The sequence below is a fragment of the Paracoccus rhizosphaerae genome, from assembly GCF_026162645.1.
GTDB classification, from domain to species: domain Bacteria; phylum Pseudomonadota; class Alphaproteobacteria; order Rhodobacterales; family Rhodobacteraceae; genus Paracoccus; species Paracoccus rhizosphaerae.
In genome coordinates, this window is record NZ_JAOTBE010000001.1 from 72,959 (window position 1) to 94,816 (window position 21,858).

Here is a 21,858-nt window from a genome sequence, read left to right on the forward strand (position 1 = left end):
CCATCAAGGGGACCGCCATGTTCGACGCCGACCGGACCGAGACGCTTCTGGACGTCAACAATATCGAGGTGATCTACAACCACGTCATCCTGGTGCTGAAGGGCGTCAGCCTGACCGTGCCCAAGGGCGGCATCACCGCGCTTCTGGGCGGTAACGGGGCGGGCAAGACGACGACGCTGAAGGCGATCTCGAACCTGCTGGCCAGCGAACGGGGCGAGGTGACCAAGGGCACGATCACCTATCGGGGCGAAAGGGTCGCCGGCCAGAACCCCGCCAGCCTGGTCCGCAAGGGCATCATCCAGGTCATGGAGGGCCGCCACTGCTTCGAGCATCTGACGGTCGAGGAGAACCTGCTGACCGGCGCCTATACCCGCCGCGACGGGTCGGCGGCGATCAGGCGCGACCTCGAGATGGTCTATGACTATTTCCCTCGCTTGCGAGAGCGGCGCAAGAGCCAGGCGGGCTATACCTCTGGCGGGGAACAGCAGATGGTCGCCATGGGCCGTGCCCTGATGTCGCGCCCCGAGATGATCCTTCTGGATGAACCCTCGATGGGCCTGGCCCCGCAGCTGGTCGAGCAGATCTTCGAGATCGTGAAGGCCGTTAACGAGGGCGAGGGCGTGACCTTCCTTCTGGCCGAACAGAACACCAACGTCGCGCTGCGCTATGCCCATCAGGGCTATATCCTCGAGAACGGCCGCGTTGTGATGGACGGCCCCGCCATGCAGTTGCGAGAGAACCCCGACGTCAAGGAATTCTACCTGGGCATGTCCGACGAAGGCCGAAAGTCCTTCCGCGACGTGCGCAGCTATCGCCGCCGCAAGCGCTGGCTGGCCTGAGGAACGCATCATGGCTGCATATTACGACGATCTGGAAACCCGCGACGACGACGTGCGGGCCGAGGCGCTGGCCCGCGTGCTGCCCGCCGCCATCTCTCGTGCCAGGACCGCGCCGGCGCTGGCGCGACTGCTGCGCGACGTCGATCCGGCAGGCATCACCGATCGCGCCGCCTTGTCGCGGCTGCCCGTGATCCGCAAGGCCGAGCTGTCCGACGCGCAGCGACGCTCGCCCCCGTTCGGCGGCTATACGACCCGGCTGGCGGCCGAGTTTGACCACATCTTCCAAAGCCCCGGCCCGATCTACGAACCCGGCCGCCGTGACGGCGACTGGTGGCGGCTGGGGCGGTTCCTGCATGCCTCGGGCGTGGGGCGGGGGGATATCGTGCAGAACTGCTTCGGCTATCATCTGACGCCTGCGGGCATGATGTTTGAATCGGGCGCGCGGGCCGTGGACGCCGCCGTTCTTCCCGCCGGCACCGGGCAGACCGAACTGCAGGTCCGCGCGGCCGTCGACATCGGCACGACCTGCTATGCCGGCACCCCGGACTTCCTCAAGGTGATCCTTGATCGTGCCGACGAGATGGGAGAGAGGCTGGCCTTCACCCGGGCCGTCGTCGGTGGCGGCGCGCTGTTCCCGTCGCTGCGCCAGCTTTATGCCGACCGGGGGATCGTCACACGGCAATGCTATGCCACCGCCGACCTGGGCAACATCGCCTATGAGAGCGACGCGCTGGAGGGGATGATCGTCGATGAGGGCGTCATCGTCGAGATCGTGCGCCCTGGCACCGGCGATCCGGTCCCCGAGGGCGAGGTCGGCGAGGTTCTGGTGACCACGCTGAACCCCGACTATCCGCTGGTGCGCTTCGCGACGGGCGATCTTTCGGCAGTGCTGCCCGGCGCCAGCCCCTGCGGTCGGACCAACATGCGGATCAAGGGCTGGATGGGGCGCGCCGACCAGACGACCAAGATCAAGGGCATGTTCGTGCGCCCCGAACAGGTCGCGGCCCTGGTCGCCCGCCACCCCGAGATCGCCCGTGCACGCGTCATCGCCGACCGTCAGGGAGAGATGGACGTGATGACCGTGCAACTGGAAACCAGCGCCGACGGCAAGGGATATGGCGATTCCGTAATGGACACGCTGAAGCTGCGCGCCGACGTGCAACTGGTCCCGGTGGGCAGTCTGCCGAACGACGGAAAGGTCATCGAGGACCGCCGCAGCTACGACTGAGCCGAATATCGGGCATTTGATCCGTTAACTTGTTCGAAACCTTCGTTTCCGCGACGTTGACACCTGGCTGGAACGAAAGGTGTCAACATGGCTGCGGGCAAGGGGCTGAACGGGTCCTCGATCATCATCAAGCGGGTCGAGGCGTCAGGCGAGGCGGGGCACCATGGCGGCGCCTGGAAGGTCGCCTATGCGGATTTCGTGACGGCGATGATGGCCTTCTTTCTGCTGATGTGGCTTCTTAATGCCACGGATGAGCAGCAGCGGCAGGGGCTGGCCGATTACTTCACGCCCAGCATGATCCGCACGCCGGGGGCCGAAGGCGACGGTCAGGAGAATGGCGTCCGCCACGGGATCGACGATCCGCTGCCCGACACTGACAAGGCCGGCGACTTCGACCAGGTGGCGAAGGCCGTGCAGGACAGCCTGACCGGCACCGGCGCCGAATCGATGCAGCTGACCAACCTGCTGAAGCACGTGGTCACCCGCATGACCGACGAGGGTCTGGTGATCGAACTGAACGACCTGACAGATGCGCCGCTTTTCGTCGAGGACACCGCACAGCCCCAGCCCGCGCTGAACGAGCTGGCGCGGATCGTCGCCAACGTCATCGGCCGCACGCGCAATCAGGTCGCCATCTCGGGGCATGTGCGCGCCTATCCTGAAACGCTGGTGTCGTCGCCCGTCTGGCCGCTGTCGGATGCCCGCGCCCATACCCTGCGCAGCCTGCTGGAAGGCGCCTCGTTCGATGCAGGCCGCATCCAGCGCGTCAGCGGCTATGCCGACCGCAAGAACCGGCAGGCGAACCCGATGGACCCGCGCAACAATAGGCTCGAGCTTATTTTGCTTCGCTAGCCTCCGCGATTATCCGAATCTTAAATGTTGTCGGACAGGGTGACGGACAAGACCGAAATCAGAAAGGTGTCTGTCCATGTCCATCTCCTCTGCGATGAATGCCGGCGTCGCCGGCCTGTCCGCGAACTCTTCTCGGCTTGGCACGATCTCGGACAACATCGCGAACGCGTCGACCTTCGGCTACAAGCGCGTCGAGACCGAATTCGACTCGATGATCGTCGGGTCCGGGCGCGGGCTTTACACGGCTGGCGGTGTGCGCACCTCGACGCAGCGCATCATCAGCCAGGACGGCGCCGTCGTCACGACCACCCACCCGCTGGACCTGGCCATGACCGGGCGCGGCATGCTGCCGGTCACGACGCTGGCCAACGTCAGCGGGGGCGGGCCCTCTGAACTTCTGATGACCCGGACCGGCGCCTTCCGGCCCGACGCGAACGGCATCCTGCGGACCGAGAGCGGCCTGGTCCTGATGGGCTGGCCCACCGCGTCCGACGGCAGCATGCCGCTGGTCCCGCGTGACACCCCCGGCGCGCTGCAGCCGATCAAGATCGAGACGAACCGACCTGTCGGTGATCCGACCACGCGGGTCGAGATCGGGGCCAACCTGCCAGCCGACGAAACGGCGGCCGCCGCAGACGGCACGCCGATCCCGGTCCGGATCGAGTATTTCGGCAACCTCGGCACCTCCGAAGGGCTCGACGTGACCTTCACGCCCGTCGTCGGCGGCGCGGGGATGTCGAACGAATGGCAGGTCGAGATCCGCGACACGGCGTCGGGTGGCGCGGTGGTCGGCACCTTCAACGTCGTCTTCGACAGCACCCAAGCCCTCGGTGGCAGCATCCTGACGGTCACCCCGGGTGCTGGAACCACCTATGACGCGGCCACGGGGACGATTCCGCTGACCGTGGGCGGTGGCGATCTGGATCTGTTCATCGGCAGCCCCGGCGGCTTTTCGGGCCTGAAGCAGCTGTCTGCCCCCTTCTCGCCATCGGGGATCTCGCGCAACGGCTCGCCCGCAGGCCAGCTGGTCAGCGTCGAGGTCGACAGCGCAGGGATGGTGAATGCCACCTACGACACCGGCTTCATCAAGACGCTCTACCGGGTGCCGGTCGTCGACGTCTCGAACCCCAACGGGCTGGTCGCGACCGAGGGACAGGCCTTCAAGCCGTCGCGCGAATCGGGCAGCTTCTACCTGTGGGATGCCGGGACGGGGCCGACCGGCGACATCGCCGGCTATGCGCGCGAAGCCTCGACCACCGATATCGCTCAGGAGCTGACGCACCTGATCACCACTCAGCGCGCTTATTCGTCCAACGCCAAGATCATCCAGACCGTCGACGAGATGATGCAGGAAACCACCAACATCAAGCGCTGATCGGCCAGCCCGCCGCCACATCCACAAGAGGCACCACATGAGCATTGCCAACGCCATATCGAACGCGATGTCAGGCCTGGTCGCAACCGCCCGCGGGACCGAGACCATTGCGGCGAATCTGGCCAACGTCATGACGCCCGGCTATGCCCGGCGCGAACTGGCCGTCGGCCCGCAAGGCTTCGGCGGCGGCGTGCGGATCGACGGCATCACGCGCATCGTCAACGCCAGCCTGCTGTCCGAATCGCGTCTGGCCACTTCGGCCGTCGGCGACAGCTCGACCCGTGCGGCGTTCTTCGGCCGAATGGAGGACGTGATCGGGCTGCCCGGAGGGGATGGGGCGCTGTCGACGGCACTGACCGGATTCCGCACGGCCTTGGGTTCGGCGGCCGCGCGCCCCGATGACGACATTCGCTTGTCCGAGGTGGTCAACGCCGCCTCGGCCTTGGCGACGCGCCTGAACGGTGCAGCCGATGCGGTTCAGGCCGCGCGCGGAATGGCGCAGCAGGCGATCGCGTCCGATGTTGCCGAGCTGAACGCCTCGTTGGAGAGGGTTGCCTACCTGAACGCACAGATCTCGATCCTTGATGCTGACGGCAAGGACGCCTCACCGCTGCTGGACGAGCGTCAGCAGGTCATCAACCGGATATCGGACATCGTGCCCGTGCAGGAGGTGGCGCGCGACCGCAACAAGGTGGCGCTGTTCACGGCCGAGGGTGCGGTCCTTCTGGACGGTAGCGTTCCGGCGAAGCTGGGCTTCGAGGGAGCGGCTCAGGTCACCGCGGACCAGACGGTCGGTGCGCCGCTGAACCTTCTGACGCTGAACGGTGCCGCGCTGACCGCCGGTCAGATGCGGCTGTTCGGAGGCGGCTCGCTGGCGGCGAACTTCGCCATCCGCGACGAACTGGCGCCGCAGGTGCAGCAGGAACTTGACGGGCTGGCTTTCGACCTTCACCAACGACTTGCCGATGCCGATCCCAGCGTTGGTGCAGCCGACCCAGGCCTGTTCACCGACGGAGGCGCGCGGGCCAGCGCCGCGGGCATCATCGGTCTGGCGGGCCGTATCTCGGTCAATGCCTTGGTGGTTCCGGGGCAGGGCGGAGAAGTCTGGCGCCTGCGCGCGGGTCTTCAGGCCGCGACAGGTGAACCGGTGGGGCAGACCGCGGTTCTCAATGCGCTGGTCGGGGCGATCGACGCGGTCGCGCCGGCAGCGGCCGGAACGGGCATCGCCGGCAGCGACTCGCTTCTTGGCCGGTTCAGCACCGTGGAAGCCCACGTGGTCTCGCGGCGGGTGGGGTCCGAGGGCGAGCTTGCGATCCGCAGCGGGCGCCTGACCACCATCTCGTCCAGCCTGATGGCCGAGGGCGTCGACAGCGATGCCGAGATGCAGCGTCTGTTGCAGTACGAGCAGTCTTATGCCGCCAACGCGCGTGTCCTGCGCGCCGTCGACGAAATGATGAACCAGATCCTGGGGATGTAAGCCGTGACATTGAACAGTATCAGCGACCAGGCGAGAGCGTTTGCGCTGCAGGTCGCGTCCAACCGGATCAAGACGACGCTGAACACCCTCACGGCAGAGGCCGCCTCGGGCGAGGTTGCAGATGTGGGCCAGCGCCTGCAGGGCAATACGCGAACGCTCGGGGCCATCGAGAGCCGACTTGCCACGACGCAGCAGTTCCAGCGCAACGCCGCCGAGGCGGCGCACCAGCTGGGGGTGATGCAGACGGTGTTCGACGACATCAGGACCGCCACAAAGGATCTTGGCGTCTCGCTGGGGAGCGATCCGTTCATTACACGGACCAAGGCCGTCCACATCACCGAGGCGGCCAGCGCCTTCGAAACCATGGTGCAGCGGCTGAACACGGCCGACAGCAACCGGTTCCTGCTGTCCGGCGACGCTAGCCAGACGGCACCCCTGTCGGCGGCAGCCGATATTCTTGATGCACTCCAGGCTGTCACGGCGGGAAGTGCAACTGCCGAGGATGCGATGCAGGCCATCTCGGACTGGTTCGATGCGCCGGCGGGCGGCGGAGGGTTTCTCGACACAGCTTATCACGGCACGGTGGCAACCGTCCAACAGGTCGCGATTAGCGAGGATGTCACCATCAGGATCGAGACGACGGCGGCGACGCCGGCGGTCCGCGATCTGCTGAAGGGGCTGGCGTCGGCTGCGCTTCTTGATCGCGGCGTTCTGGGCGGCCAGCCTGAGGAGCAGGGGCAACTGCTGAAGCTGGCTGGCCTGCAGATGATGGCCGCGGACACGAACGTGCTGATCGAGATGAGCCGGATCGGCATGAACCAGCAGACGACACAGCGTGCGCAGACCGCAAACGCCTCCAGCCTGGCAACGCTGACCATCGCCCGAAACGAGATCCGCAGCGCAGACTCGTTCGAGACCGCCGCGGCGCTGAAGCAGGTCGAGGCGCAGCTTGAATCCCTCTATACGGTCACGGCACGTCTCTCGAAGCTCAAGCTGGTGGATTATCTGCGGTGAGGAACTTCATATCAGCCCTGATCGTCTGGATCGCCTGCGCCGCGGCTGCCGTCGCGGTCCCGGTGCGCATCAAGGATCTTGCCGACTTCGACGGGGTGCGCGGCAACGATCTTGTCGGCTATGGCCTGGTCGTGGGCCTTGACGGTTCTGGCGACGGAATGCGCAACGCCCCCTTCACCGAGGAGATGCTGGCCGGCCTTCTGGAACGGCTGGGCGTCAACGTCACTGATGATGCCCTGCGTTCCAAGAACGTCGCAGCGGTGATTGTTACGGCAACGCTGCCGCCGTTTGCACGGTCGGGAAGCCGGATCGACGTGAACGTGTCCGCCATTGGCGACGCCAAAAGCCTGCTGGGTGGCACACTGGTGATGACACCGATGAAGGCCGCCGATGGCAACATTTATGCCGTGGCGCAGGGGTCGATCATCGCCGGCGGTGCGTCAGCCGAGGGCGACGCCGCCCGTGTCGTCGAGGGCGTGCCGACGACCGGCAGCATTCCCGTGGGCGCGAGGGTCGAGAGGGAGGTCGAGTTCGACTTCGCCGGGATCGACAACATCCGCATCGCGCTGCGGAATGCCGACTTCACGACAGCCACGCGGGTGGAGGATGCCATCAACCGCGATTTTGACCGGCAGCTGGCGGTGACGCTGGACAGCGGAACCGTCGTTGTCGACTTCCGGAACCTGGGCGATGTGAACCCGGCCCGCGTTGTTGGCAGGATCGAGAACCTTATGATCGAGCCCGAGGACCGGGCCAAGGTCGTCATCGACCACAAGTCCGGCACCATCGTGGTGGGCGAACGCGTCCGGATCTCTCGCGTGGCGGTGTCTCAAGGCAACCTGACGCTACGCGTCAGCGAGGCGCCGGTCGTCTCTCAACCCAACCCGTTCGCCCAAGGCGAGACCGTAACTGTTCCGCGCACCGCTGTCGAACTGCGGCAGGAACCTGGCATCGGCTTCGTCGAGGTCGCCGGTGACACGAACCTCAGCGACCTGGTTGACGGGCTGAACGCCCTCGGCGTCAGGCCGCGGGACATGATCGACATCCTCAAGTCGATCCACTCGGCCGGGGCGCTGCATGCTGACCTGATCATCGAGTAGCCGAAGGATCGCGCCTCAGGGCACCGCTGAGCGCAGATATCGCCAGGGCCGCCGTTGCGGCCCTGGTCTGCCTGTAGAAGCCGCCGCGTCGCATGGCCTGGAATGCGCGCGGCCCCGGCGCGTCCAGCATGATCCCCGCCTGCTCGATCACGTGCCGGCTGTCGGCCGGCATCAGCGGAACCAGCGGCGCCAGGCTGTGCAGGTTGGCGCGCATCCACCAGCCGAACTCGCCGGCCAGAAGCTTTCTCAGCCGGGCCATCCGCGCGGGCAGGGTGTCGTTGCGGCCAACCTCGCTGCGCGAATGCTGGCGGTAGAATAGCACCGGCTGAGGATCGTGGACAAGACGGGCACCGAAGGCGGCGGTGACCTGATAGCACCACCAGTCATGTGAAACGATGCCTGCATCCCGCGCATGAGGCACCGCCTGCTTCAAGAGAGTAACGGCGGCAGGATTGAAGACCGACGTGTTGCCGGCCATGATGGCCTGGACCATCGCGTTGCGCAGGCCCAATGGGCGCGGGAAGTGGCGCGAGGGCGCCAGCGGCTTCAGATCCTGGTCGGCGATGATGGTGCGTGCGGCATAGTGGGCGGGGCCGGTGCAGGACAAAAGGGTCGCGACGGCGCGGGACAGCTTGTCGGGGAACCACATGTCGTCCTGGTCGCAGAATGCCGCCATTGCGCCGTCTGGCACGTGCTTCAGCAAGGACAGGAAATTTTGCGTCGCCCCCAAGGACGGGCCGCGAAGGCGGGTAACGCGGCCGGTCGGCATCCGCTGTCCGAAGTCGTCCAGGATCTGCACGGTCCCGTCGGTCGAGCCGTCGTCGGAGGCGATCAGCGACCAGTTCCTGTGCGTCTGTCCGACCAGGCTCTCGAGCTGAACCGGCAGATGGGGCGCACCTTGATAGGTCGCCAGAAGAATCACGACATGAGGCGGCGACATCTGAACCTCGCGCTGAACGACGAAAGCCGGGGTCGCCCCCGGCCTTGCTGCGTGTTTCCCCTGTCGCGCTTCTCAGCGCAAGCGGTTCAGCCCGGCTGGCGGGCGATATCCTCTATGAGGACCGCCTCGATCGGCAGGTCGGTCACCGCCTGCGCGGCCTTCAGAAGATCCTCGCGCAGGACGGCGAGGTTGCGATCGGCGGTGAAGTTGCCGTCGAAGCCGCCGGTATTGGCGTGGATCATCAGCTGGCGCAGCAGGCTGTCGCGCAGCACATGCTCTTTCCTGCCAAGCGCGCCCAGGCTGGCCCCGTCGGTCTGCAGGGTCAGGGTCAGGATCATCATGTCCTGCAGATCGCCTTGCCGCATCAGCGGAACGAAGAATTGCGTTGGAAAGGTGAACCACGCTGCCTCGCCGGGCGCCGCATGCTCGACGTCTCCATGTCCGTCATCGGCAGGTTCGGCATGGCTTTCGGTCTCGTGCCCGTCCGCGGCGTGACCGTCGTCGGACGGTTCGGCGTGATCGCCGGCGGCATGGGCGGGCGCTACCTCGGCCGCCCCGTCTGAGGGCGCGCGCAGCATGTTGCCCGCAAAGGCGCCACCGACGATCGCAACGACAGGCAGCATCAGTGGAATGATTTTCTTGTTCATGGTATGGTCTCAGTAGGGCAGGACGATGTCGGCGATCTGCTGACCATAGCGTGGCTGCTGGACGTCGGTGATCTGCCCACGCCCGCCATACGAAATCCGGGCTCCCGCGATGCGATCATAGGCGATCTCGTTGCTGCGATCTATGTCGGCTGGACGGACGAAGCCGCTGACGGTCAGCTCGCGCAGCTCGAAGTTCACGCGCACCTCCTGGGTGCCCTGGATCTGCAGCGTGCCATTGGGCAGCGTATCGACCACCGTGGCCGCGACACGAAGCGTCAGCTTGTCCCGCCGCGAGATGTTCCCCGACCCCTTGTAGGTCGAGGAGGACGAGGCATCGGCCAGGTTGTCGAAGCTTGCCCCCTCCGGCAGCTTGTCGGACAGGCGCTGCGGGATGCCGACCATCTGCGGGATGGCCAGGCTTTCGCCAGAACTGCGGTTTCGGCCGCTGCTGTTGCTGATCTCGGCACGGTCGTCGATCTCGATCACGACGGTCAGGATGTCGCCGCGGACTGCCGCGCGGCGGTCGCTGATGAGCGAGGATTGCGTTCCGGCCCAGAGCGAAGCTGCAGCTTCCGGGCGGCCCGAATCCAGCGGCAGGTCCAGCGGCGGGTTGGTCATCGCCAGGAACTCTTCTGTCTCGCGCGGCGAGGTGAGCTCGGGCGGCTGGCCCACGTTGGCCACACGCGAACAGCCAGAGGCGGCCAGCGCCAGACACAGCAGATAAGCGGGTTTCATCGTCGTTCCTCTCAATTCATCACGGCCAGGGTGCCGTCGGACATCACCTGCGCCGTCACCGTGCTGCGCGAACCCATGTTCATGACCCGGATCATGTCCCCGGCGGCGCCGTCGGACATGGCGCGGCCTTCGGTATCGATGCGCAGGCCGCCGCGCTGGAAGGACAGGCGCACGATCTCGTTGCGCCCGACCACGCGGGGGGCCTGCAGCATGTTGGCGTGCAAGGGGCGGCCCTCATAGATCGTGATGCGGGTCTGCATCCCGATGGCGGCCGAAGGGTCGGTCAGGCCGGGGCGGTCGGTGTCGATGACCGTCAGGTCGCCCGCTCCGATCACGCTGCCCGCGGGCAGGGTGCGGGCCGCGCCCAGACCGCCCGCCAAGGCAGCGCCGGGCATCAGGGCGATCAGCAGGACCAGCGCCTTCATCAGCGCACCTGCGTCGTGGCAGCCAGCATCTGGTCGGCTGCGGTGATGACCTTCGCGTTCAATTCATAGCCGCGCTGCGCCTTGATCAGTTCGGTGATCTCTCGCACCGCATCAACCGAGCTTTCCTCGAGATATCCCTGGCGCAGCGTCCCCAGCCCGTCCTGGCCCGGGTTGACCACCTGGGGGCCGCCAGAGGCCGCAGTCTCGATGAACAGGTTCGAGCCGATGGCCTCCAGCCCCTTCTCGTTCGAGAACCCGGCCAGGGTCAGCTGGCCCAGCAGCTCGGGCTCGACCCGGTCGTTGAAATAGGCATAGACCTCGCCGCCGGCGTTGATCGAGATGGCGCGCGCATCGTCTGGAATGGTGACGTTCGGGACCACCGGATAGCCGTCGGAGGTGACGATCAGCCCGTCCGGCGACCGCTTCAGCCCGCCGTCGCGGGTATAGCCCGAAAGGCCCGAGGGCAGCGTGACCTCAAGATAGCCATCGCCTTCGATCGCCAGATCCAGATCGCCACCGGTCGCAGTCAGCGCGCCCTGCTGCAGGTTGACGCTGACGGCCGTGGGGCGGACGCCCAGGCCCAGTTGGACGCCCGCCGGGATGACGGTGCCGTCGGCGGCGGTCACGCTGCCGGGGCGGGCGGCCTGCTGGTAATGCAGGTCGGCAAATTCCGCGCGCCGGGCGTTGTAGCCGGTGGTCGACATGTTGGCGAGGTTGTTCGAGATGACCTCGACGCGGGTCTGCTGCGCGCTCATGCCGGTGGCGGCGATCTGCAGGGCTCTCATGGTGGCTCCTTAACGGGTCATGGCGGTGATCGCGCCGCGGATCCTCTGATCCTCGCGATCCAGGAAGGACTGGCCCAGCTCATAGGCGCGCTGGACCTCGATCATGCGGGTGATCTCGGAAATCGGATCGACGTTCGATTCCTCCAGAAAACCTTGGCGGATGCGCGGTTCCTCGACCGGTTCCGGGTTGCCTTCGATGCTGAAGCCGGTACCGCCCTCGTGGGTCAGGTTTACGCCCTCGGGCGCGTTGAACAGGCCGATGCGTCCGAAAGGCAGGCCGTTCGACGACAGCGTACCGTCGGCCCCGACCGCGACCGAAGACGCGCCCGCGGGAAGGATGATCGGCGCCTGGCCCTCGTCCAGCAGACGGTGACCGTCGGCGGTCATCAACTCACCCTCGGCCGAGGGCATGAAGGCGCCGGCACGGGTCAGGCGCAGGCCCTCGGGCGCTTCGACCAGGAAGAAGCCGTCGCCCTCGATCGCCAGGTCGAGGTTGTTGTTCGTCTGCGTCAGCACGCCCTGGTTCAGGTCCAGCATTCGGCCGCGGGCATGGGCCATGGACAGCGCGTCGCCTTTGCGGTCCAACGCGCTCAGATGCTCGGCGAAGATCACGCCTTCGCGGCGGAAACCGGTGGTGTTGGCGTTGGCGATGTTGTTGGCGACGGTCCGCATCTCGGCCATCAGGCCAGATTGGCGGGTCAGGCTGGCATAGATCGCGTTGTCCATGTCAGCTTCCCGCGATCAGAGGGATGATTTCGCCAAGGTAGAAGTCCGACAGCGCCGTTGTCATGAAGCTCATCGAGACCCAGAAAACGACCAGCATCAGACCCACCTTGGGCACGAAGGTCAGCGTCATTTCCTGCACCGAGGTCAGTGCCTGAAAAAGGCCGATGACCACGCCCGTGATCAGCGCCACCGCCAGCAGCGGGGCCGACATGCGGACCGCGATCAGGAGCGACTGGCGCAGCATGTCGAAAAGGACCGTCTCGCCCATCAGACCGGCATCCGCAGGATTTCCTGATAGGCCTCGACCACCTTGTCGCGGATGGCGACGACGGTGTTCATGGTCATCTCGGCCTCGGCGATGGTCTGGACCAGCTGGTGCGTGCTGACCTGACCGGTCATCGCGCCTGTGGACACTTGGTCCACTTGGGCCATCTGGGCGGCAAAATCCTCGGCCGCCTGGCCAATTCGGGTCACGGTCGAGGATGCCTGCGCATCGGGGGCGACGGCATGGCGGGCGGCGGAATAAGCGTTGGCGGCGTTCAGTCCGGTGATCATCTGGGTCCCTTTCAGCGGCGGAGAAGGTCAAGAAGCGACGCGCCCATCTGGCGGGTCTGTTCAAACATGCGCAGGTTGGCCTCGTAGCTGCGGCCGGCCTCGCGGCTGTCGGCCAGCTCGATCACCAGGTCCACGTTCGAACCTTGGTAATAGCCGTCCTGGTCGGCCATCGGATGCGCGGGATCGTGGATGCGTGGCAGTTCCGTCTGGTCCAGGCGCACGCGTCCGGCCTCGACCTCTCCGGTCGGGCGGCCGAAGCGAACCGCTTCCTCGAAGCTGACCAGCTTGCGGCGATAGCCGGGCGTATCGGCGTTGGCGATGTTTTCCGCCGTGTGGCGCAGACGTTCGGTCTGGGCACGCATTCCTGACGCTGCAAGCCGCAGCGGCGAGATCGGGTCGGTCATATCGGGTTTTCCTTAGCGGCGGCCCAGGCTGGCCTGCATGAGATCCAGCGCGGAACGGTAGATGCCAAGCGACAGGTCGTGCTGGCGCTTGACGTCGGCGGCGCGCACCATCTGCTCCTCCAGCGAAACCGAGTTGCCGTTGGGCGACACGGGATCGGCCGTCTGGATCAGGCGGGCCCCGGCCGGGGACCAGTCGGGGTTCGCGATGTGGCGCGGGTCGGTCGTGCGCAGGGGTCCTGCCGTTCCGGCGCGTTCATAGCTGTCGGCGAAGGGCTGCAGGTCGGTGGCCCGGTATCCGGGCGTATCAGCGTTGGCGATGTTGCGCGTCACGGCCACCTGCCGGTCGGCGACATGCTGGCCCATGGCGCGGGCCATCTGCATCATCTCGATCTTCTCAAACATGAGGCTTCTCCTCAATCACGATAAACCCGGTCTTAACTCCGATTCGTTTAGAAACCGTTGAGTGACGCAGGATTCGATGCCGGGGGTGACAGGCGATGGATAAACTTGAATCGGTTGCGCAGCGCATCGCCCAGTTGCGGCTGGTCAGGCATTTCGGCCGGGTGCAGACGATCCGCGCAGGGCTGATCGGGGTCGAGGGGCTGACAGCCCATGCCTCGGTCGGCGACAGGGTCCAGATCGCGCTGCCCGAAGGGCAACTGGGCGGAGAGATCGTGGGCCTAAGCCAGCGCAACGCACAGGTCCTGCCCGAGGGCACGATCGAGGGCCTGTCAGTCGGGGCTGAGGTGGAGCTGGTCTTCGCCCCCCGCATTTCCCCTTGTGACGCGTGGGTGGGGCGGATCATCGACCCGCTGGGACAGCCGCTCGACGGGCGCCCGCTGCCGCAGGGTCTGGTCGCCCGCAGCTTCCGCACCGAGGCGCCGCCCGCGGTGACGCGCAAACGGCTTGGGGAACGGCTGGCGACCGGGCTTGCGGTCTTCGACACGATTTTGCCCCTGGTCGCAGGCCAGAGGATCGGCCTTTTCGCCGGCTCGGGCGTGGGCAAGTCGACCCTGCTGTCGCAGATGGCCAAGGGGGTTCAGGCTGATGTCGTCGTCATCGCCATGATCGGAGAGCGGGGACGGGAACTGCGGGAGTTTGTGGAAAAGACGATGGGTCCCGAGGGCATGGCGCGCACGGTCATCGTTGCGGCGACGTCGGACCGCTCGCCCCTGATCCGCAGGCGCGCGGCCTGGGCGGCGATGAGCGTGGCCGAGCATTTCCGCGACCAAGGCAAGCATGTCCTGTTCCTGGCCGATTCGATCACCCGCTTCGCCGAGGCGCACCGCGAGATCGCCCTGGCCGCGGGCGAACCTCCCAGCTATCGCGGCTTTCCACCCTCGGTGTCGAACCTGATCATGGCCTTGGCCGAACGCGCAGGACCGGGCCCTGAAGGAACTGGCGACATCACCGGCATCTTCAGCGTCCTTGTCGCGGGGTCCGATATGGAAGAGCCGGTGGCCGACATCCTGCGCGGCACGCTGGACGGCCATACGGTGCTGGAACGCGCCATCGCCGAGCGGGGGCGCTTTCCGGCCGTCGATGTGGTTAGGTCGGTGTCGCGCAGCCTGCCCGATGCGGCAACCGCGGCCGAGAACCAGCTGATCGCCCGCGCCCGCGCCGCCTTGGGTGCCTATGCCGAATCGGAGCTGATGATCCGGGCGGGACTCTATGCGCCCGGCTCGGACCCCAAGCTGGACGAGGCGGTGCGGCTTTTCCCACAGCTGGATGATTTCGCGGCGCGGCGGTCAGCCTCGACCTCAGACAGCTTCGCCGCGCTCGAAGCGGCGCTGAGGTCGCCAGTCAGGGGTCGCGCCTGAAGCCAGGAAACCTTCGCCCCGGACAGGCGTTTGCCTGATTAATCAATGTTATTTGTCCATCTGCGGCCATTGCGCGGCAAATGCTGATTTGCAAGTGTCCGGCAGCCGGTGAAGGAAGGGCATGAATTGGCGATAACCGACTATTTTGTTCGCTTTCTTCAACGGCGTGACAGCCTGTCCGACAAGGACCTAGCACGCTTGCGCGCGATCAGGACGCAGCATGTCTCGTTCGCGCCCGGAGAAGTGATCGTGCAGGCCGACCGTCTTGCGAGGCGCAGCGCGATGATGCTGCGCGGCATGGCGGCGCGGTCGCACCAACTGGTCGGACGCCCCGAGGAACGCGTGATCACGGCGCTGCACGTGCCCGGCGATTTCGTCGACCTGCACGGCTTCGTGCTGGCCGGGCTGGAGCATTCCGTGGTCGCGGTCGGCACGGCCGAGGTCGAATTCATCGAACATGCCGAACTGACCGACATTACCGAAAATTTTCCCCACCTGACCCGCCTTCTGTGGATGGCGACACTGATCGACGCCTCGGTCCACAGGCAATGGCTTGTCGCGGCGGCGTCGCTGCGGTCCAGCGCGCATCTGGCGCATCTTCTGTGCGAGATCTACACACGGTTGAACGCGGTCGGCGCGGCGGGTGACTTGCAGTTCTCGCTGCCGCTTCTGCAGCGAGAGCTTGCGGACATCCTTGGCTATTCGCCCATCCACGTGAACCGGGCGGTGCGAGATCTGCGCGACCGCGGGTTGATCAGGTGGTCCGGTGCGGACATCACCATCATCGACTGGAAGGGCCTAACGACTTTGGCGCGGTTCGATCCCTCTTATCTGGACATCGAGCGTCTCAGCCGCTGAGTCATTCGCAAAGCCGCCAGCCGCCGTTCCGGGCCGCCAGGTCCAGGTGCAGGTGGTCGTCATGGGCCGCGTTCGATCCCGGCCCCAGGACCGTCGTGAAGAGCAGGCAGGCCGTGCCGCGGGCCGCGCGCAGGAACGCCTCGGCGGTGTCGCCGTCACCGGCACGCGGCGTGACGGTCAGCGCATCGGCCCCGGCCAGCTGGAATCCCATGATGTCGATGGCGTTGCCATAGCCGTGTTCCGAGGGCTTGGGATCGGCGGCCCCTGTCCCGACGCGGTCGCGGCAGGTATAGGCCGGGCCGGTCTGCAGCGCCTCGAGGCGCGGCGCGCCCGGCAGCAGGGCTGCCGCGGGCCTCAGGAAGTCGCGGGTCCAGAACCCCAGGGCGCGCGCGGTATCGCAGCGCATCACCGGATCGCCGGTCAGCCGGACGCCCGGCACGATCTCGGTCACGCGGAGCGGCCGGGCGATGCCGCAGTCGCGGTTTTCATCATCCGTCAGCGAAGCTTCCAAGGTATAGCGCGTCCCCAGCAGCGACAGGGCAAGGCGGCAGGCGGCGAAGCCTGCATCGTCCTCGGCCAGTGTGAACCAGACAGGCGGCGGCGGCGGGCCGAACGGCTGCTTTGGCTGATCGGTGGAGGCGGCTTCTTCAGGCTTGGCATCCACCGGCGCAGGTCCTTGCGCCGCATCGGGCTCCGGCTGTTCGGGGGGCCGGGAACTCTCCGGCCGGGGCGCGGGCGCGTCTGGCGGCACCGCATCCGGGGGCTCGTCCGATGGTCTCTCGGGAGGGCGCCGGTCTTCCCGAACCGGCGGCGCGGCCGGGCGATCGGGCGCCGTCGCGGACTCCGGCGGTTCGGGCGGGCGGTCCTGGGCGTATGCGGGCGCGTGGACCGCCAGAAGCAGGGCGCAGGCGGCGGTCCATCGCGCCCGGATCGTCATGGCTGCGTATCCTCGACCGGTGGAACGACGAACCCCTCGGGCAGGGCATCGCTCAGCGCGTTGCTGAGCGGGTCCGCCGGCGGCACCTCGGGTTCGGCGTCAAGCGGTGCCTCGGGTTCCGCCTCCAGCGGCGCTGTCTGGGGCAGGGTCGTCGCGGCGGTTTCGTCCGGCAGGCTCAAGGGCGTTTCGGTGACCGGCACCTCGGGGGTCTGGGTGCCCTCGGGCAGGGCGATCTGGGGTGTCGGCACGGTGGGGCTTGGCGCGCCCGTCGCCTCGGCGATGGTCATGCCGGTGGGCAGGAACTCGACCGTAGTGCCGCCAATGGCCACCATGCCGGCCAGTTCCTCGGCGTCCCAGTTGGTCAGGCGCACGCACCCGTTCGACTGGTTGCGGAACAGCTGCGACGGCGTGGGCGTGCCGTGGATGCCGTAGGTAGGCTTGGTCAACCCGATCCAGACGGTCCCGACGGGGCCGTTGGGGCCGGGCGGGACGACCAGCTTCGTGTCGTTACCCTCCTGGCGGAAGTTGACGTCGGGGTTGTAGGTATAGTTCGGGTTCAGCGCGACCGTGCGGACGTTGTGGGTCCCCTCGGGTGAAGGGGTCGCGGCCGATCCGATGGTCGCGGGATAGTCCACGACCATGTCACCCCGCGCGTTGTAGCCCGCGACGCGCCGGTTTTCCTTGTCGATGATGATCCGCGCCACCTGGCCTTTCAGCGGTGGGTTCGGGGCCATCACCTGGATCGTCGCGCCAGGCACCAGGTCGATGCCGGGGTTCAGGAACTGGATGAACTTCTCGTCCATGTGGAAGCGCTCGCCCAGACGCTCGGCGACGCTGGTATAGGCCATCGCCTCCATCTGCGCCTTCTCGGCGTAGTCCGTAGGGATGTGATCGACCAGCCCCTCGGCATCGGCCTGAGTGATCGTATAGGCCTGCGTGACCGGGCGCACGGCATAGGCCTGCAGCAGGTTCCAGACATGCGGGTCCATGATGCCGTCCACCGGCAGCGCGGCGCGACGCTCGAACGCCATGATCGCGCTCTGGCTCATGCCCCCCTTGTAGCCGTCGATGACGCCGGGCGAGGTGCCCGAGCGGTCCAGCAGGATCTGCACCTTGGCCGTCAGGGCGGACCGGCCGGGGGGCAGATCGCCCAGGCCGTATTGCGCGGCCTCGATGTCGGCGGCGGTGAAGGGCAGGTCGTCCTGCGCCAGGGCGGGCAGGGGCGGGACAAGCCCGCAAAGGAAGGCCAGCATAAGCCGGTATTGCATCAGGAACCTCGATCGCTTCGGGCAACCTTCCGGCATCGCGCGGAAAACCGCCAGATATCCGACCGGTCACGTTTCGGTCAATTCCCTCTTGTGTCCCGCCCTGCGGAATGACAGCCTGCATGGTGAAACGGAGGAGGTTTCCACGATGACCCTATCGCTGAAGACGGCCGCAACGTCGGCTGTGCTGACGGCCGCGCTTGCGCTGCCCGGATTCTCGCAGACGACCCTGATTTATGGAGAGCCCGGCCCCAACCGCGGCGCCCGCGCCGAGGCGACCCAGTGGTTCGCCGACGAAGTGTCCGAGCTGACGGACGGCGATCTCAAGCTGGACATCACCTGGGGCGGCGCATTGTTTTCCGAAAAGGCGGCCGTGCAGTCCCTGCGCGACGGGGTCGCAGACCTCGGCAGCGTGATCGGCGTCTATTTCCCGCAGGAAATGGTCGCCTATGGCATCGCCGACCTGCCGATCAACAACCCCGACCCGTGGGTGGGCATGAAGGCCACGGACGCGTTGATGCGGAACAACGAACAGATCAAGGCAAATCTGGCCGCCCAGAACCTGGTCTATGTCGGCACCTACACGACTTCGGCCGTGCAGATGGGCTGCAAGGGGCCGGCGGTCGCATCCATTGACGACATCCAGGGCAAGAAGGTGCGCGGCGTCGGCGCCTATGGCCAGACCTTCCGCGACTTGGGCGCGACGCTGGTCGACATGACCGTCTACGAGGCCTATCAGGGTCTGGAAAGCGGGCTGATCGACTGCACGCAGACCTATTCCTATCTGGTCAAGGCGCTGAAGTTCGACGAGGTCTTCGACAGCTACACCTTCATCGACTGGGGGCAGATCGGCGCGCTTGGCATCCTGATGAACAAGTCGATGTTCGACAGCCTGTCGCCCGAACATCAGGAGGCGATCATGACCGCGGGCGAGGGTCTGGCCGACGAATTCGGCCGCATCATCGGCGAGGCGAATGCCGAATCGGTCAAGGTCTTGGAAGACGCCGGCAAGGAGATCGTGCGCTTTTCGGACGAGGATCGCGCCAAGCTGGACGAGGCTGGCCAGAAGTACCTGGACGAATGGGTCGCGCGCGCCGACGGCGCGGGTCTGGACGGCCAAGCGTTGCTGGATGAATACCGCGGCCTGATCCAGCAATACGCGACCGAGCTGGAAGAGCAGGGCTATCCGTGGGAACGCGGGTGATCCCATGCGCCTGATCGAGCGGACGTTGCTGGACATCGCCGTGCTGGCGCTGATGGCGCTGGGGGTGGTGATCTTCGCCAACGTCACGCTGCGCGCCACGATCGGCGTCAGCGTGCCCGACGCCATCATCATCGTTCGCGAACTGATGGTGGCGGCGATCATCCTGCCGATGGCCGCGGCCACCGCGGCGCGGGGCCATGTCGCCGTCACGTTCCTCAGCGACCGGATGCCCGTGGCCGTGCGCGGGCGGCTGATCCTGCTGGGTCATGTCGTGGGTCTGCTGGCGTTGCTGCCGCTGATCTACGCCGCCTGGCGGGTCACGGCGCAGACCTATGTCTCGGGCGAGTTCTACTATGGCGACCTGAACCTGCTGCGCTGGCCGGGGGTGGCGCTGTTCCTGGCGGGTCTGGTGCTGATGTGGGTGCGGATCGCGGCCCTGCTGGCGGGCGACCTGCGCCAGCTGCGCGCCACCGGCACCATCCTTGACGGCGACGGAAACGAGGTAAGCTGATGGACGCGATGACGATCGGGCTGGTGGCGATGGCGCTGGTCCTGCTTCTGCTGGCGCTGCGCGTGCCCATCGCCTTCGCGCTGGCGGCGGTGGCCAGCGGCGGGACCTTTCTGGTCTATGCAACCCGCACGGGCGACTGGACGCCGGAACGGGCGCTGAACCCGACCACCTCGGTCGTGTTCTCGAACTTCTTCGACCTGGTGCATTCCTATGACCTGTCGATGGTGCCGCTGTTCGTGGCACTGGGCAACATCGCCTTCTATGCGGGCATCACGACGCGCATCTATGACGCCGCCGCCGTCTGGCTGCGCGGGTTGCCGGGCGGCGTGGCGATGGCCTCTGTCATGGGCTGCGGGGGGTTTTCCGCAATTTCGGGGTCGTCCATCGCCTGCGCCTCGACCATGGGGCGGATCTGCGTCCCCGAGATGCTGCGCATGGGCTATGACCCGAAGCTGGCGACATCCTCGGTGGCGGTGGGCGGCACACTGGGATCGCTGATCCCGCCATCGGTCCTCTTCATCCTCTATGGCATTTTTACCGAGACCTCGATCGCGCAGCTGTTCCTGGCCGGCATCCTGCCGGGCCTGCTGTCGCTGGCGGGCATGATCCTGGTCATCGCCTGGTGGGTCGCGCGCGATCCCGCCGCCGCACCGCGCGCCAGCGGCGAAGGCGCCAGCCGCTCGCAAGCGGCGCTGGCCGCCTGGCCGGCCGTCCTGCTGTTCGCGGTGATCGTCGGCGGCATCTATGGCGGCTTCTTCACCGCGACCGAGGCCGCGGCCGTCTGCGTGGTCCTGACCATCGCCATCGGCTTCGCCGAACGCCGCCTGTCGCTGGAGGTGCTGTGGCGCGCCGTCCGAGAAAGCCTGGTGCAGACCGCGTCGATCTTCCTGATCGCGGGCGCGGCCAAGATTTTCGTCAGCTTCGTCGCCCTGACCGGCATCGCCGGGGGCGTGGTTGGCTGGGTTGCGGATGCGCAGTTGTCCTTTGGGGTCCTGATGCTGGTGATCGTGGTGATCTATCTGGTCCTGGGCATGTTTTTGGACCCCATCGGCATCATGGTCCTGACGCTGCCCTTCATGGTGCCGCTGGTCGAGGGCTATGGCCTGAACCTGATCTGGTTCGGCGTCATCGTGGTCAAGCTGCTGGAGATCGGGCTGATCACGCCGCCCGTCGGTCTGAACGTCTTTGTCGTCAGCAACGTGACCAAGGGCGTGGGCATCGACAAGATCTTTGCCGGCGTGTCGCGGTTCCTGTTCGTGGATCTGCTGGTGCTGGTGCTGCTGATCCTGTTCCCGGTGATCTCGATCATCATCCCCGGATCGATGTGATGTCGGACGCGCGCCCAGACTATGAGGACGACCGCAACTTCGCCACGACCCTGGCGCGGGGGCTGTCGGTTCTGCGCGCCTTCCGGGCGGACGACGACGGGCTGACCAACGCCCAGATCGCCGAGCGGACGGGGCTGCCGAAATCCACGGTATCGCGGCTGACCTTCACGTTGGGGTGCCTTGGTTATCTGACGCAGCCGCAGCGCAACGACCGCTATCGCCCGGGCCCGACGCTGCTGGCGATGGGACATGTCGCGGCAGCGTCGCTGTCCTTCCTCGACCCGGCGCATGACATGATGCAGGCCTTGGCCGACCAGACCGGGACGCTGGTCCTGTTCGCCGTGCGCGACCGCGACAAGGTGGCGCTGATGCGGACTTGGCGGCCGCAACGCACGTCCTCGATCTGGCTGGACGTGGGGCACCGCCTGCCCATCGGCGGCTCGTCCTCAGGGATGGCGGTGCTGGGGTCGACCACCCGCGACGAATTCGCAGGCCTTCTGGCCGATCACCCGGAAGCGCCCCTGGACGGCGGCACGCTGGAAGACCTGCGCCAGGAAGCCCGGGCTCAGCTGATCGGCCACGGCTACACCGTCGTCAGGAACGAGCTTCGCTATTCGCGCAACATCTCCGCCGTGTCGGTGCCGTTCCGGTCCTCGCGGCTGGCGGGGCCGGTGGCCTTTTCCTGCGGCGCGCTGGACGACGTGCTGCCCGATGCCCGCATCCATGCCGAGGTTGGACCCGCCCTGCAGCGCACCGTCCACCGTTTGCAGATCCTGATCGGGCAGCACGGAACCCACGCCTGGTCCAGCACCCTGAACGACTGAAGGAGATCC

At 66.6% G+C, this 21,858-nt stretch carries 25 protein-coding genes; 13 read left to right on the top strand and 12 right to left on the bottom strand.

Translation table 11 applies throughout. The features are described 5' to 3' along the window. Positions 1-17: 17 nt before the first annotated feature. The 7 genes from OC184_RS00375 (at position 18) to OC184_RS00405 (ending at position 7,885) form a co-directional block, all read left to right on the top strand. Complete coding sequence (locus OC184_RS00375) at positions 18-839, top strand: ABC transporter ATP-binding protein (protein ID WP_265505153.1); 822 nt, start codon at positions 18-20, stop codon at positions 837-839. Positions 840-849: 10 nt separating this feature from the next. Further along, positions 850-2,067: a phenylacetate--CoA ligase family protein gene (locus OC184_RS00380; RefSeq protein WP_265505154.1), complete on the top strand. Its 1,218-nt coding sequence runs from the start codon at positions 850-852 to the stop codon at positions 2,065-2,067. 87 nt (positions 2,068-2,154) lie between these two features. After that, entirely contained in the window at positions 2,155-2,919 is a 765-nt protein-coding gene (locus tag OC184_RS00385; RefSeq protein WP_265505155.1) for a flagellar motor protein MotB, read from the top strand. Positions 2,920-2,995: 76 nt separating this feature from the next. Then, positions 2,996-4,294, top strand: a complete 1,299-nt coding sequence (locus tag OC184_RS00390) for a flagellar hook protein FlgE (protein ID WP_265505156.1) — start codon at positions 2,996-2,998, stop codon at positions 4,292-4,294. Between the two features lie 37 nt (positions 4,295-4,331). Further along, positions 4,332-5,771 (top strand): flagellar hook-associated protein FlgK, encoded by a 1,440-nt coding sequence (gene flgK, locus OC184_RS00395; protein ID WP_265505157.1) that lies wholly within the window; start codon positions 4,332-4,334, stop codon positions 5,769-5,771. Positions 5,772-5,774: 3 nt separating this feature from the next. Beyond that, positions 5,775-6,785 (top strand): hypothetical protein, encoded by a 1,011-nt coding sequence (locus OC184_RS00400; protein WP_265505158.1) that lies wholly within the window; start codon positions 5,775-5,777, stop codon positions 6,783-6,785. Positions 6,786-6,793: 8 nt separating this feature from the next. Then, positions 6,794-7,885, top strand: coding sequence for a flagellar basal body P-ring protein FlgI (locus OC184_RS00405; RefSeq protein WP_265505334.1), 1,092 nt, complete (start codon positions 6,794-6,796; stop codon positions 7,883-7,885). Here OC184_RS00405 and OC184_RS00410 read toward each other — a convergent pair. The 10 genes from OC184_RS00410 to OC184_RS00455 form a co-directional block, all read right to left on the bottom strand. After that, a complete protein-coding gene (locus OC184_RS00410; RefSeq protein ID WP_265505159.1) occupies positions 7,875-8,825 on the bottom strand; it encodes a glycosyltransferase family 2 protein in 951 nt (316 codons plus the stop codon). The two genes, OC184_RS00405 and OC184_RS00410, sit on opposite strands and share 11 nt — an antisense overlap. A gap of 86 nt (positions 8,826-8,911) precedes the next feature. Then, a complete protein-coding gene (locus tag OC184_RS00415; protein ID WP_265505160.1) occupies positions 8,912-9,472 on the bottom strand; it encodes a hypothetical protein in 561 nt (186 codons plus the stop codon). Positions 9,473-9,481: 9 nt separating this feature from the next. Beyond that, complete coding sequence (gene flgH / locus OC184_RS00420; RefSeq protein ID WP_265505161.1) at positions 9,482-10,207, bottom strand: flagellar basal body L-ring protein FlgH; 726 nt, start codon at positions 10,205-10,207, stop codon at positions 9,482-9,484. Positions 10,208-10,218: 11 nt separating this feature from the next. Continuing rightward, complete coding sequence (gene flgA, locus OC184_RS00425) at positions 10,219-10,632, bottom strand: flagellar basal body P-ring formation chaperone FlgA (RefSeq protein ID WP_265505162.1); 414 nt, start codon at positions 10,630-10,632, stop codon at positions 10,219-10,221. Beyond that, entirely contained in the window at positions 10,632-11,417 is a 786-nt protein-coding gene (gene flgG / locus OC184_RS00430; protein WP_265505163.1) for a flagellar basal-body rod protein FlgG, read from the bottom strand. Before flgG ends, flgA begins: the two co-directional genes overlap by 1 nt. 9 nt (positions 11,418-11,426) lie before the next feature. Then, positions 11,427-12,143 (bottom strand): flagellar hook-basal body complex protein, encoded by a 717-nt coding sequence (locus tag OC184_RS00435; protein ID WP_265505164.1) that lies wholly within the window; start codon positions 12,141-12,143, stop codon positions 11,427-11,429. 1 nt (position 12,144) lies between these two features. Continuing rightward, entirely contained in the window at positions 12,145-12,411 is a 267-nt protein-coding gene (locus tag OC184_RS00440) for a flagellar biosynthetic protein FliQ (RefSeq protein WP_265505165.1), read from the bottom strand. Further along, positions 12,411-12,698 carry a flagellar hook-basal body complex protein FliE gene (fliE, locus tag OC184_RS00445; protein ID WP_265505166.1) on the bottom strand — a complete coding sequence of 96 codons (288 nt, stop codon included), beginning with the start codon at positions 12,696-12,698 and terminating at the stop codon, positions 12,411-12,413. Before fliE ends, OC184_RS00440 begins: the two co-directional genes overlap by 1 nt. Before the next feature lie 11 nt (positions 12,699-12,709). Further along, entirely contained in the window at positions 12,710-13,102 is a 393-nt protein-coding gene (gene flgC, locus OC184_RS00450) for a flagellar basal body rod protein FlgC (protein WP_265505167.1), read from the bottom strand. 12 nt (positions 13,103-13,114) lie between these two features. Continuing rightward, entirely contained in the window at positions 13,115-13,504 is a 390-nt protein-coding gene (locus OC184_RS00455; RefSeq protein ID WP_265505168.1) for a FlgB family protein, read from the bottom strand. Positions 13,505-13,599: 95 nt separating this feature from the next. Between OC184_RS00455 and OC184_RS00460 the strand changes: the two genes are divergently transcribed. Continuing rightward, the gene (locus tag OC184_RS00460; RefSeq protein ID WP_265505169.1) at positions 13,600-14,922 is read left to right on the top strand and encodes a FliI/YscN family ATPase; all 1,323 of its coding nucleotides are present in this window, start codon (positions 13,600-13,602) and stop codon (positions 14,920-14,922) included. 198 nt (positions 14,923-15,120) lie between these two features. Beyond that, positions 15,121-15,780, top strand: coding sequence for a Crp/Fnr family transcriptional regulator (locus OC184_RS00465; RefSeq protein ID WP_265505170.1), 660 nt, complete (start codon positions 15,121-15,123; stop codon positions 15,778-15,780). Position 15,781: 1 nt separating this feature from the next. Here OC184_RS00465 and OC184_RS00470 read toward each other — a convergent pair whose 3' ends face one another. Further along, a complete protein-coding gene (locus tag OC184_RS00470) occupies positions 15,782-16,717 on the bottom strand; it encodes an extensin-like domain-containing protein (protein WP_265505172.1) in 936 nt (311 codons plus the stop codon). Continuing rightward, on the bottom strand, positions 16,714-17,985 hold the full coding sequence (locus tag OC184_RS00475) for a L,D-transpeptidase family protein (protein WP_265505173.1): 1,272 nt from the start codon (positions 17,983-17,985) through the stop codon (positions 16,714-16,716). Before OC184_RS00475 ends, OC184_RS00470 begins: the two co-directional genes overlap by 4 nt. Positions 17,986-18,130: 145 nt before the next feature. Between OC184_RS00475 and OC184_RS00480 the strand changes: the two genes are divergently transcribed. From OC184_RS00480 to OC184_RS00495, 4 genes are read left to right on the top strand one after another with little or no spacing between them, the layout of a single operon-like run. Next, the gene (locus OC184_RS00480; RefSeq protein ID WP_265505174.1) at positions 18,131-19,186 is read left to right on the top strand and encodes a C4-dicarboxylate TRAP transporter substrate-binding protein; all 1,056 of its coding nucleotides are present in this window, start codon (positions 18,131-18,133) and stop codon (positions 19,184-19,186) included. 4 nt (positions 19,187-19,190) lie between these two features. Continuing rightward, positions 19,191-19,697: a TRAP transporter small permease gene (locus OC184_RS00485; RefSeq protein ID WP_265505175.1), complete on the top strand. Its 507-nt coding sequence runs from the start codon at positions 19,191-19,193 to the stop codon at positions 19,695-19,697. Beyond that, the gene (locus OC184_RS00490) at positions 19,697-21,025 is read left to right on the top strand and encodes a TRAP transporter large permease (protein WP_265505176.1); all 1,329 of its coding nucleotides are present in this window, start codon (positions 19,697-19,699) and stop codon (positions 21,023-21,025) included. The genes OC184_RS00485 and OC184_RS00490 overlap by 1 nt, the downstream gene beginning before the upstream one ends. Beyond that, complete coding sequence (locus OC184_RS00495) at positions 21,025-21,849, top strand: IclR family transcriptional regulator (protein WP_265505177.1); 825 nt, start codon at positions 21,025-21,027, stop codon at positions 21,847-21,849. The genes OC184_RS00490 and OC184_RS00495 overlap by 1 nt, the downstream gene beginning before the upstream one ends. Positions 21,850-21,858: the final 9 nt, after the last annotated feature.

What these genes read in the sequence shown, in the direction of transcription:
- flgA (WP_265505162.1), bottom strand. Translation starts at nt 10,632, where the DNA reads ATGAAGGCGCTGGTCCTGCTGATCGCCCTGATGCCCGGCGCTGCCTTG.
- OC184_RS00495 (WP_265505177.1), top strand. Translation starts at nt 21,025, where the DNA reads ATGTCGGACGCGCGCCCAGACTATGAGGACGACCGCAACTTCGCCACG.
- OC184_RS00455 (WP_265505168.1), bottom strand. Translation starts at nt 13,504, where the DNA reads ATGTTTGAGAAGATCGAGATGATGCAGATGGCCCGCGCCATGGGCCAG.
- OC184_RS00460 (WP_265505169.1), top strand. Translation starts at nt 13,600, where the DNA reads ATGGATAAACTTGAATCGGTTGCGCAGCGCATCGCCCAGTTGCGGCTG.
- fliE (WP_265505166.1), bottom strand. Translation starts at nt 12,698, where the DNA reads ATGATCACCGGACTGAACGCCGCCAACGCTTATTCCGCCGCCCGCCAT.
- OC184_RS00375 (WP_265505153.1), top strand. Translation starts at nt 18, where the DNA reads ATGTTCGACGCCGACCGGACCGAGACGCTTCTGGACGTCAACAATATC.
- OC184_RS00440 (WP_265505165.1), bottom strand. Translation starts at nt 12,411, where the DNA reads ATGGGCGAGACGGTCCTTTTCGACATGCTGCGCCAGTCGCTCCTGATC.
- OC184_RS00470 (WP_265505172.1), bottom strand. Translation starts at nt 16,717, where the DNA reads ATGACGATCCGGGCGCGATGGACCGCCGCCTGCGCCCTGCTTCTGGCG.
- flgC (WP_265505167.1), bottom strand. Translation starts at nt 13,102, where the DNA reads ATGACCGACCCGATCTCGCCGCTGCGGCTTGCAGCGTCAGGAATGCGT.
- OC184_RS00415 (WP_265505160.1), bottom strand. Translation starts at nt 9,472, where the DNA reads ATGAACAAGAAAATCATTCCACTGATGCTGCCTGTCGTTGCGATCGTC.
- flgH (WP_265505161.1), bottom strand. Translation starts at nt 10,207, where the DNA reads ATGAAACCCGCTTATCTGCTGTGTCTGGCGCTGGCCGCCTCTGGCTGT.
- OC184_RS00410 (WP_265505159.1), bottom strand. Translation starts at nt 8,825, where the DNA reads ATGTCGCCGCCTCATGTCGTGATTCTTCTGGCGACCTATCAAGGTGCG.
- OC184_RS00385 (WP_265505155.1), top strand. Translation starts at nt 2,155, where the DNA reads ATGGCTGCGGGCAAGGGGCTGAACGGGTCCTCGATCATCATCAAGCGG.
- OC184_RS00475 (WP_265505173.1), bottom strand. Translation starts at nt 17,985, where the DNA reads ATGCAATACCGGCTTATGCTGGCCTTCCTTTGCGGGCTTGTCCCGCCC.
- OC184_RS00490 (WP_265505176.1), top strand. Translation starts at nt 19,697, where the DNA reads ATGGACGCGATGACGATCGGGCTGGTGGCGATGGCGCTGGTCCTGCTT.
- OC184_RS00390 (WP_265505156.1), top strand. Translation starts at nt 2,996, where the DNA reads ATGTCCATCTCCTCTGCGATGAATGCCGGCGTCGCCGGCCTGTCCGCG.
- OC184_RS00435 (WP_265505164.1), bottom strand. Translation starts at nt 12,143, where the DNA reads ATGGACAACGCGATCTATGCCAGCCTGACCCGCCAATCTGGCCTGATG.
- flgG (WP_265505163.1), bottom strand. Translation starts at nt 11,417, where the DNA reads ATGAGAGCCCTGCAGATCGCCGCCACCGGCATGAGCGCGCAGCAGACC.
- flgK (WP_265505157.1), top strand. Translation starts at nt 4,332, where the DNA reads ATGAGCATTGCCAACGCCATATCGAACGCGATGTCAGGCCTGGTCGCA.
- OC184_RS00380 (WP_265505154.1), top strand. Translation starts at nt 850, where the DNA reads ATGGCTGCATATTACGACGATCTGGAAACCCGCGACGACGACGTGCGG.
- OC184_RS00485 (WP_265505175.1), top strand. Translation starts at nt 19,191, where the DNA reads ATGCGCCTGATCGAGCGGACGTTGCTGGACATCGCCGTGCTGGCGCTG.
- OC184_RS00480 (WP_265505174.1), top strand. Translation starts at nt 18,131, where the DNA reads ATGACCCTATCGCTGAAGACGGCCGCAACGTCGGCTGTGCTGACGGCC.